General features: G+C 63.0%; 12 protein-coding genes. 6 read left to right on the forward strand and 6 right to left on the reverse strand.

Annotation, left to right across the window (positions count from 1 at the left end):
- Positions 1–26: 26 nt before the first annotated feature.
- Both NKG60_RS27020 and NKG60_RS27025 read left to right on the forward strand, forming a co-directional pair.
- Positions 27–974: an aldo/keto reductase gene (locus tag NKG60_RS27020; protein ID WP_352668973.1), complete on the forward strand. Its 948-nt coding sequence runs from the start codon at positions 27–29 to the stop codon at positions 972–974.
- Between the two features lie 77 nt (positions 975–1,051).
- Entirely contained in the window at positions 1,052–1,672 is a 621-nt protein-coding gene (locus NKG60_RS27025) for a LysE family translocator (RefSeq protein ID WP_352668971.1), read from the forward strand.
- A 27-nt stretch (positions 1,673–1,699) separates the two neighbouring features.
- On the opposite strand, the gene NKG60_RS27030 is transcribed toward NKG60_RS27025, so the two are convergent.
- Complete coding sequence (locus NKG60_RS27030; protein WP_352668969.1) at positions 1,700–2,500, reverse strand: lysophospholipid acyltransferase family protein; 801 nt, start codon at positions 2,498–2,500, stop codon at positions 1,700–1,702.
- 107 nt (positions 2,501–2,607) lie between these two features.
- On the reverse strand, positions 2,608–3,516 hold the full coding sequence (locus NKG60_RS27035) for a LysR family transcriptional regulator (protein WP_352668967.1): 909 nt from the start codon (positions 3,514–3,516) through the stop codon (positions 2,608–2,610).
- Positions 3,517–3,651: 135 nt separating this feature from the next.
- Here NKG60_RS27035 and NKG60_RS27040 point away from each other — a divergent pair, with 135 nt between their 5' ends.
- Complete coding sequence (locus tag NKG60_RS27040; protein ID WP_352668965.1) at positions 3,652–4,272, forward strand: pyridoxamine 5'-phosphate oxidase family protein; 621 nt, start codon at positions 3,652–3,654, stop codon at positions 4,270–4,272.
- Positions 4,273–4,301: 29 nt separating this feature from the next.
- On the opposite strand, the gene NKG60_RS27045 is transcribed toward NKG60_RS27040, so the two are convergent.
- The 3 genes from NKG60_RS27045 to ftsE all read right to left on the reverse strand — a co-directional run bounded on the left by NKG60_RS27045 (position 4,302) and on the right by ftsE (position 6,788).
- On the reverse strand, positions 4,302–5,063 hold the full coding sequence (locus tag NKG60_RS27045) for a YdcF family protein (protein WP_352668963.1): 762 nt from the start codon (positions 5,061–5,063) through the stop codon (positions 4,302–4,304).
- Between the two features lie 89 nt (positions 5,064–5,152).
- On the reverse strand, positions 5,153–6,136 hold the full coding sequence (locus NKG60_RS27050; RefSeq protein ID WP_352505094.1) for a cell division protein FtsX: 984 nt from the start codon (positions 6,134–6,136) through the stop codon (positions 5,153–5,155).
- Entirely contained in the window at positions 6,129–6,788 is a 660-nt protein-coding gene (gene ftsE / locus NKG60_RS27055) for a cell division ATP-binding protein FtsE (protein ID WP_023677923.1), read from the reverse strand. Before ftsE ends, NKG60_RS27050 begins: the two co-directional genes overlap by 8 nt.
- Before the next feature lie 236 nt (positions 6,789–7,024).
- On the opposite strand from ftsE, the gene NKG60_RS27060 reads away from it, so the two are divergent.
- The 3 genes from NKG60_RS27060 (at position 7,025) to NKG60_RS27070 (ending at position 8,570) form a co-directional block, all read left to right on the forward strand.
- A complete protein-coding gene (locus tag NKG60_RS27060) occupies positions 7,025–7,315 on the forward strand; it encodes a hypothetical protein (protein WP_352668960.1) in 291 nt (96 codons plus the stop codon).
- A 185-nt stretch (positions 7,316–7,500) separates the two neighbouring features.
- Positions 7,501–8,043 (forward strand): hypoxanthine phosphoribosyltransferase, encoded by a 543-nt coding sequence (gene hpt / locus NKG60_RS27065; protein ID WP_352864560.1) that lies wholly within the window; start codon positions 7,501–7,503, stop codon positions 8,041–8,043.
- Between the two features lie 155 nt (positions 8,044–8,198).
- Entirely contained in the window at positions 8,199–8,570 is a 372-nt protein-coding gene (locus NKG60_RS27070; RefSeq protein WP_352668957.1) for a response regulator, read from the forward strand.
- 19 nt (positions 8,571–8,589) lie between these two features.
- On the opposite strand, the gene NKG60_RS27075 is transcribed toward NKG60_RS27070, so the two are convergent.
- Complete coding sequence (locus tag NKG60_RS27075; RefSeq protein ID WP_352668955.1) at positions 8,590–9,540, reverse strand: DMT family transporter; 951 nt, start codon at positions 9,538–9,540, stop codon at positions 8,590–8,592.
- Positions 9,541–9,590 lie beyond the last annotated feature (50 nt).

The following is a 9,590-nucleotide window of genomic DNA, read 5'->3' on the forward strand; positions in this document are numbered from 1 at the left end:
AGCATGAATCATCATGGAGATCAGCCTTGCAGAAGCGTCGTCTCGGTCGCACCGACCTATCCATCGCGCCATTGGTTCTGGGCGGCAACGTGTTCGGCTGGACTGCCGATGAGAAAACCTCGTTCGACTTGCTCGACCGCTTTGTCGACGCCGGTTTCAACGCCATCGATACGGCCGATTCCTATTCGCGCTGGATTGCCGGCCACCAGGGCGGCGAATCCGAAACCGTCATCGGCAAATGGATGAAGAGCCGTGGTAACCGCGACAAGGTTGTCGTCATCACCAAGGTCGGTTCGGATATGGGACAGGGCAAAAGGGACCTGTCCGCCGCCTATATCGAAAAGGCCATCGACGCCTCGCTGAAGAGGCTGCAGGTCGATACTGTCGACCTCTATCTGTCGCACTGGCCTGATCCGGCCACCCCTTATGAGGAAACGCTCGGCGCTTACCAGAAACTGCTCGACAAGGGCAAAATCCGCTATGCCGGCGCCTCCAACCTCGACGCCGCCCAGTTGCGCGCCGCACTCGACGTGGCAAGCCTGCGCGGCCTGCCGCGCTACGAGGTGCTGCAGCCGGAATACAATCTCCACGACCGCTCGTCCTTCGATGGTCCGCTGCGTGACCTGTGCGTGGCCGAGGACATCGGCGTCATCACCTATTTCAGCCTCGCCAAGGGATTTTTGAGCGGCAAGTACCGCAGCGAAGCCGACCTCGGCAAAAGCCCGCGCGGCGGCGGTGTGAAAGGCTATCTCAACGCGCGCGGCATGCGCATTCTCTCAGCGCTCGATGCCGTTTCAGCCAGACATTCGGCCAAGCCGGCGGAAGTGGCGCTTGCCTGGGTAATGGCGCGGCCCGGCGTCACCGCTCCGATCGCCAGCGCGACGACGCTCGACCAGGTCGACAGCCTGGTGCGTGCCGCGTCGTTGCAGCTCAGCCCGGACGATATCGCCGAGCTCGACAAGGCCAGCGCATAGCCGCGCACGATCGTTCAAGACCGGCACCGCTGCCTTGTCCTACCGTCCCTGCATCGTCACAGGATGCAGGACGCCGCATGGCCGGACAGGTTCTTCTCGATCAGCAGCTATGGCAGCAATTGCTGGCGCTCGTGCTGGCATCGGCCATCGTCATGGGCAGCCCGGGGCCGGCGACGATAAGTGTCACCGCGGTCGGTGCCGCGTTCGGCCTGCGCGATTCGCTCCGCTATGCCTCGGGGATCGTTGTCGGCACGGTCCTCGTGCTTTTGGTGGTGGCGACGGGCATCATGGCTGTTCTCACCGCGCTGCCAAAGGTCGCAGCGCTGCTGGCGGTTGCTTCGGCAGCCTACATCCTCTACCTGGCGTTCAAGATAGCGACGGCGCCGCCACTGACGGCGCGCGTCGGTGGAGTGGCGCTTCCCACCTTCCTTGGCGGGTTCCTTCTGGCGGTTGCCAACCCGAAAGCCTATGTGGCGATTGCCGCCGTGTTCGCCGGCGCGTCTTCCGGCGCCGGCGGTCTTGGTATTTCAGCCAAGCTGACGGTTCTCGCCTTGATGATCGTTGCCATTCATCTCTTGTGGCTTCTCGCCGGCGCGGCTTTTGCACGTTTGCTGCGCCAACCGCTGGCCTCGCGGATCATCAATCGGGTGTTTGCGGTGACGCTGATTGCAACAGCCGCCCTGGCTGCCCTGCCGTGAGCCCTTCTGGCATCCGCGGCCGTTGCCTCAGCCTTTCAATTCAGGTTTCGCGTCCAGCTCACCAAGCCGTTTCACCGCCGTCGGCGGCATCGGCGGCGGGTACGGCGTCTGCGACGCCTCGACGAGGAGCTGGTCGCAGGCGGCCTCCGTCTCGGCGATCAGCCGTTGCATGAATTCGTCCTTGCCGAGGCCGGGCGGGATCGGCGGCAGGAAGCGCGCCTTGATCGTGCCGGGATAGCGCAGGAATTTGCGGCGCGGCCAATAGAGGCCGGCGACGTGAGCGACCGGCACCACCGGAATGCCAAGTTGCGCATAGAGTTCGACGATGCCGTATTTGTAGACCGGTTCGTCGCCCGGCGCCCGGCGGGTGCCCTCGGGATAGATGATCAGCTGGCGCGGATTGCGCGCCAATTCCTGTTTGGTCGCGGCGATCACCGTCCTCAATGCCTTCGAGCGGCTGCCGCGGTCGACAGGAATCATCCGCATCTTCAAAATGTACCAGCCGAAGAACGGGATCCAGGTCAGCTCCCGCTTCAATATGTAAACGGGATCGTCGAGATACGGCAGGAAAGCGATCGTGTCCCAGAAGGACTGGTGCTTCGGCGCCAGGATGAAGGAGCCTTCAGGCAGGTTTTCCTGGCCCATGATCTCACTTCTGGTGCCGGCGATCTTGTCGTAGAGCCACATGCTGGTGCGCGACCAGAATTTCGGCACGAACCAGGCGCGATGGCGCGGCGACAGGAAATAATACGGGGTCCAGAGGATCATCTGGACGATCAAATTGAGGTAGAAGGCGAGATTGAACGCCAGCGAGCGGAGATAGAGCATACAGCGATTGCCCGGTGAGGAGGTGTGCGTTGGTTACACCAAGCGCCGGCAAAAAGGAAACGCTGCGAGGCGGGCGATCGGCCCGGCCTTGCGATGGGCCGTCTTCGTCACGTTTGCCACGCCGCCTGCAGCAGGCGCTGTCTCAGGCGCGGGGCGGCGAAGTCGAGGAATGCGCGCAGCTTCACCGGCAGTAGCCCCTGGCCGGCATGGACGAGGCTCACCGGCCATGGGTCTGGCTCAAACTCTTGCAACACCGGGCGCAGCGTACCCGACCGGACGGCGGTGGCGATCTGGTAGGAAAGCAGCCTCGTCACGCCGACGCCGGCAATCGCCGCATCGATTGCTGCCTCAGCCGTGTTGACCCGTAACCTGGAGCGGACCGGCACGCTGAATTCAGTCTTGCCGGTGGCGAAGCTCCAGGCTGCGGCGGTGAGCCCTTCGAAGGTGATGGCACTGTGTGCTGCAAGCTCTTGCGGCGTTTGCGGTGTGCCGTGCTCGGCGAGATAGGCCGGGCTCGCGCAAACGACGCGGCGGATCGAACCCAGGCGGGTGGCGATCAGGCTCGAATCGGCAAGCTCGCCGATGCGGATGGCGAGATCGATGTGCTCTTCGACCAACTGGGTTATCCGGTCGGCGAGTGTCAGCCGCACACTTACCTCAGGATAGACGGAGAGGAAGCCGGTGATGACCGGTAGCACATGCAGGCGGCCGAAGACGATCGGCGCAGTGACGATCAGTTCGCCGGTCGGGGCGCTGTATTCGCCGGCGGCTATTCGCTCGGCCTCGCCGACCTCATCGAGAATGCGACGACAGGCGGCGAGATACGCGTGGCCTGCATCGGTCAGCGACAGCTGCCGCGCCGAGCGGTTCAACAGCCGTGTCTTCAGGTGCCTTTCCAGGTCCGAAACCTTGCGGCTGACCGTCGTCAGCGGAATGCCGAAGCGGCGCCCGGCAGCCGAGAGGCTGCCTGTCTCCGCCGCGGCAACGAAAAGCGACATAGACTGGAGGCGATCCATAGTTCTCCCGAAAAATTTGCCCTTCCGAAAAACGGAAGGGTAGATTGCAGATATGGCATCTGCATCTCGAAGACGGAAGGCCCTATTTCGTGGGCGAACAATGCAGCGCAACTCGGCGCGTAAAGGAGGGCTTCCATGAACGCTCACACCAGCGATGTCGCCTTCACCCCGACGGTGAAGGCGATCCAGGCCCGCAAGGGCTCGCGCCAGGCCTATGCCCGTGTCGAGGAGCGTGGCGGCTGGCAGGCGGTAATCACGCCCGATCTCGCCGCCTTCATCGAGGGGCAGACCAGTGTCTTTCTGTCGACCGCCAATGCGGACGGGCAGCCTTACATCCAGCATCGCGGCGGGCCTGCCGGTTTCCTCAAGGTACTCGACCAGCGGACGATCGGCTTTGCCGATTTTTCCGGCAACAGGCAGTTCATCACCCAGGGCAACCTCAGCGACAACCCACAGGCTTTCCTGTTCCTGATCGATTATGCGCACCGGCAGCGCATCAAGATCTGGGGCAAAGCGCAAGTCGTCGAGGGCGATGCCGAGCTGACGGCAAAGCTGATGCCGCAAGACTATAAGGCGCGACCCGAGCAGATCATCCTGTTTACGGTTTCGGCTTGGGATTCAAATTGCTCGCAGCACATACCGCAGCGTTTCGAAGCGGCCGACGTGGCGGCGGCGCTCGGCGAACGCGACAAGCGCATCGAACGGCTCGAACGGGAGATCGCACGCTTGCGATCGGATGCAGCGGCCAGGGGATAAGAGCAAGGGAATAAAAGTGCCGGTGCCGTTCAGCTTCCGCCCGCGGCGTCGGCCAGCGTCACGCTGTCGGTTCGCTTCACCGGCATGATGCCGCGCGCCAGCGCCAGCAGGTATTTGTTGTATTCGGTGAACAGCACGCGCAGCGCTCCCGGTTTGGTCAGCCAGCCGCCATTCTCGAGGTTGGTGTTGACCACCGGATAGGGCTCGAGCCTTGCGCCGTGCAGCAGCCGGCCCATTTCCAGCAGGCTGCGCGGCATGTGATAATTGTTGGTGACGAGAATGACGGTGCCGTAGGCATGGTCCTCGACCCATTTGGCGCTTTCCTCGGCATTGCCGATCGTGTCGAGCGCGGCGCGGTCGATGTCGACGCAGCAGGAAAACAGCCTCTTGTCGCCGCCGGTCGCGGCCTGAAGCTGGCGGCGGCTGGCGGAGGGATGGACGCCGCTGATCAGCAGCCGCTCGCCCTTGCCTGAGGCAAGCAGGCCCATCGCAGCGTCGAGGCGCGACTGGCCGCCGGTCAGCACGATGATAGCGTCGGCCCTGGCCGGATTGGCGGGCGTCGTCAGACGGCTGACGGTATTGGCGAACCAGCCGAAGCCGGCGATAAACAGCGCCATAAAGGCGAGCAGAAGGAGAGCCGAGATGCGCAAGGAGCGGGCTGCCAGCAGCCGCCCATGTTTGGCGAACTGATCCGGCTTGGCAAATTCATCAGGCTCGGCGAATACGGGCGGGCGCGCAACCAGCACTGGCATGCATCCAGCGGTATCGGTCGAGTCCCGAACGTCCATCATGAAATGGTTAATCCCGAAAATACGGCCTTTGGTAGGAAAAAAATGCAATTTTCGTGACGATGAGTTTTCATCCGTGATCGATCTTTCCTTTAGCCGGCGTCCGGCTGGCGAATGTCGATGTCGCTGAGATAGGTAACCACGGTGAAATGGGAGGTTGCCGCCGTCAGCGCGCCGATCACCAGCACCATGACAGCGACCCCGAGATAACCCGCCGAGCCGATGGCGAAATTGCCGAACAGGGCAGTCGCCTGATCGGCCTGCGGTGTCGCCATGTTGCGTGACGACCACCAGGAGAAGACGATGAAGACGAGGATCGCCGCGGCGCCGCCTGCCGCGGCGCCCTTCATGCCGGTGACCAGAAAATGCCGGCGGAATTCGCGCGCGATGAAGCGCGCCTCGGCGCCGACGAAATGCAGCACCTCGATGATGTGACCATTGCCGGCCATGGCGCCGCGCGTCGCGAATACAACGGTCAGCACCGTCGCAGACAGCATCAGCGCCAGCACTGCGATACCGATCGTAACCGTGGTGCGGGCCATGGCAACCAGCCGGTCGACCCAGGTGCGATGATCGTCGAGCGAGGCGCTCGGCAGCTTCGGCGTGATTGCCGCGCGCAGTGCGGCGAAATCGGGCGGACTATTCTCGTCGATGGTGATGATGATCAAGCGCGGCACCGGCAGCTCATCGATGTTCAGGCCCGAGCCCAGCCAAGGCTCGAGCAGCCGGGCCGTCGCTTCGCGGTCGACGATCCTGGCGCTCTTCACGCCGGGGAATTCGCCGGCGATCTGCGAGGCCAGTGCAAGTGCAGCCTCCATGTCGAGGCCGTCGACCGGCTTGATCTGGATGGTCGCTTCGCGCGAGATCTGGTTCTCCCAGACGGAGGCGGTGTCACGCACCAGCGTGACTGCGCCAAACGTCAGGCAGGATAGAAACGTCATGATGGCGATGACCAGCACCAGCGCCCGGCCGGCGATGTTCTGCGCCGGCACGATCGGCGCCATTTTGCGCTGGACGCGGGGCTTTGCCGCCGCGGCGTCCTGACCCTCGAAATGTTCGACGGAGAGCTCAGTCATAGATGTCCAGCCTTCCGCCGGCCAGGATCATTCGCCGTGCATCGACCTGTTCCATCAGGCCGAGGTCGTGTGTGGCGATCACCACGGCGGTGCCCAGCCGGTTGAGCTCGATGAACAACCGCAGCAAGCGTCGCGCCAGCGGCGGGTCGACATTGCCGGTCGGCTCGTCGGCGAGCAGGATCTCGGGCTGCTCGATCAACGCCCGGGCTATCGCGGCGCGCTGCTTCTCGCCGCCAGACAGCACCGGCGGCAGCACATGCATGCGCTCGCCGAGGCCAACCCATTTCAGCAGCTCGGTGACGTCGGTGCGGTAGGTCGCCTCCTCGCGGCCGCGCACGCGCAGCGGCAAGGCCACGTTCTCGTAGGTGGTCATATGGTCGAGCAGGCGAAAATCCTGGAACACCACGCCGATGCGTCGTCTCAGATGCGGCAATTCGGTACGCGAGATGCGCGAGCGGTCCTTGCCGAAAATGGTGATCAGGCCGCGCGTCGGCTTCAGTGACATGAACAAAAGCCGCAGCAACGTCGTCTTGCCGGCGCCTGAAGGCCCGCTCAGGAACTGAAAGGAGCGCTCCGGAATGTGCAAGGAGATGTCGCGGAGAATCTCCGGACCCATGCCATAACGGAGGCCGACATTTTCGAAGCGGATCACTTTCGACGACCTGAAATTCTCGGCGGCAAGATGCCAGCCCCTTCTGTGGAAAGACCATCGGCCGGCATGGTTAACCGACGGTTAATTTGGGGGCTTTTCGAGCGAGTCACAGGGGTTCCGGTGGGGAAGCGTTAACCATTTCCGTTTACCCAAAAGAAACGAACAGCGAACAGGTGCCGTAGTGTTGGGCCATGATGGCTGAGGATCGAACCGCGCGCCCGGTTTCCGGCGAAATCATGACCGATCCGGCCGCCGAGCCGGAACGCATCATGCATGACGTGACCGCCGACGTCATCGATGCCGACTATGAGGTGCTGCCCAGCCATTTTACACGTCCAGACTTTACGCCGCCGCCTGCGCGCATGATTTCCACGCCTTCGATCGAAGGCATGGACATGTTGCGCAAGCCCGAAACCGCCATCGAACGGCCGTTGTGGGTGCATGGTGGGCCGATCTTCTGGATTGTCGGCGTCGGTGCCGCCTTTGCCGCTTTCTGGATTTCGGGCGGCCATGCGCTGGTTCGTTAGAGCGGCGGCAGAAAATCAACAGGTCACCAGATAAACGATTCGCGACGCGCTGGGATATCCGACCGTTCGCGGGCGCCCTGCGAAAGATTTGGCCTTGCCAGATGGCACGACAGGCCTAGAAACGGGTTGAAGACCGTTTCGGTCGGCTTCGCCTGCAAAGGCGATCATTTCTGGAAAGGCAGCCAATGCCAGTTGTGCGCGGCAAGGACATCGAAGTCCTGTTTTCGGCGTCCGCCATCGCGCGGCGGAACCTGGAACTTGCCAAGGAGATCGCCGGGCACGACTACCACGACCTTCTGGTAATCTCGGTGCTGAAGGGATCGTTCATCTTCGCCGCCGATCTTATCCGTGCCATGCACGATGTCGGCCTGTCGCCGGAGGTCGAGTTCATCTTCATCTCCAGCTATGGCGCCGGCACGACCAGCGGTGAGGTGAGGGTGCTGCGCGACATCGACAACGAGGTCGCCGGTCGCGATGTGCTTTTGATCGACGACATTCTGGAATCCGGCAAGACGCTGAGTTTCACCCGCGACCTCATGCTGTCGCGCGGCGCGCGGAGCTGTGCCATCACCGTGCTGCTCGACAAGCGCATGCGCCGCCAGACCACGCTCAACGCCGACTATGTCGGCTTCGACTGCCCCGATTATTTCGTCGTCGGTTATGGCATGGACGTCGCCCACGCGTTTCGCGAATTGCCTTTTGTCGGCGTCGTCAAGGGCGACGCCTAAAAGCGAGTCGCGCTCGACCGGCCTTATGCGACGCGCTTTAGGTCCTTGTTTTATATCGCAAAACCGCTGCACACTTTTGCGCGGCATGCATTGGTTGGGTTGTCGCCGCTCGCGGTTCAGAAAACATCAACTTTTCCCCGCCAAATATCCTGCCCATGGCAAAGCTCCTGATCGTCGAGGATGATGAATCCGTCCGCACTCTCGCCGCTCGTGCGCTCGAACGCGCCGGGCATAATGTCACTGTTGCCGCCGACGGCGCACATGGCCTTTCTCTGATCCGGGCGGCGCAAGGGAGCTATGACCTTGTGCTGTCCGACATCCGCATGCCGGAAATGGACGGCATCGAGATGGCCAAGGCGGCAGCGGCGCTGTTCCCGGCGATGAAGATCATGCTGATGACCGGCTATGCCGACCAGCGCGAGCGCGCCGAGGAATTGAACGGCATTATTCTGGACGTCGTGCAAAAGCCGTTCACGCTGGCTGAAATCCGCGCCCGCGTCGAACAGACGCTCGCCTGCTTCGCCTAAAGCCCAAGGCCGACCGCCTTCAGGCAGGGTCGCAGGTCGCCGCAATGGCTGGCGCGCCGCTCCGGCGCCGGCTGGCATTGAGCGCAAACAGGCCGGCGCCGATGATGAGGGCTGCGCCGGTCGCCGTCGCTGGTCGCGGCACTTCGGCAAAGAACAGAAAACCCCATAGCGGCGACCAGATGATACCGGTGTATTCGAAGGTGGCGACGCTGTTGGCGGGCGCCAGCCGGTAGGCCTGCGACAACAGGATCATGCCGGCCGAGGCAACGAAGCCGCATGCTCCCATCTTGAGCAGATCCGGCGTCGTCGGCCAGACCCATGGCCGGACGAGGAATTCGAGGCTCGGATGCATGGCGTGGTCTATGCCTGCCAGCCAAAACAATCCCGCCACCAAGGCGGCGCCGACCAGATAGGCGCCGTTCTGATAGAACGCCATGACAGTCGAGGATTCGGTGTCGCCGATCTTGCGTGCCATCAGCTGCGAGAAACCGTAGAGCAGAGCCGAGCCTAGCGACAACAGCGCTGCCCAGTCGAACAAACCGGCACCCGGGCGCACCATCACCAGCACGCCGAGCATGCCGACCAGGACGGTGGCGAGCGCCTGCCAGGACACGCGTTCGCCGAGATAAGGGCCGGCCAGCGCCATGATGAACAGCGGCGCCATGAAATAGAGCGCTACCGCGTCAGCCAGCGGCAGGGCGGCGATTGCCAGATAGTAGGCCGTATAGGAGGTGAACTGGATGAAGGCGCGCATCGTCAGCATGCCGAACCGCTTCGACAGGATCGCCTGCAATCCGACATCGGCGTGGACAAGGAAAACCAGGATCGGCAGGGCGACGATCGAGCGGATCGCCATCACCTCGGTGACCGGATAGTGGCTCGACACCGCCTTGACCAGCGGATCCTGCAGCGAAAAGACCAGCACGCCGAGACAGAGGCTGAGGATGCCGAGCACAAGCCGATTCTGCATAGGCGCTCCTGATCTCCCGCGTGCGCGGCCGAAAGCAGGTCTGCATCCGG

It is taken from the genome of Mesorhizobium sp. M1428 (genome assembly GCF_040317515.1).
Classification (GTDB): Bacteria; Pseudomonadota; Alphaproteobacteria; order Rhizobiales; family Rhizobiaceae; genus Mesorhizobium.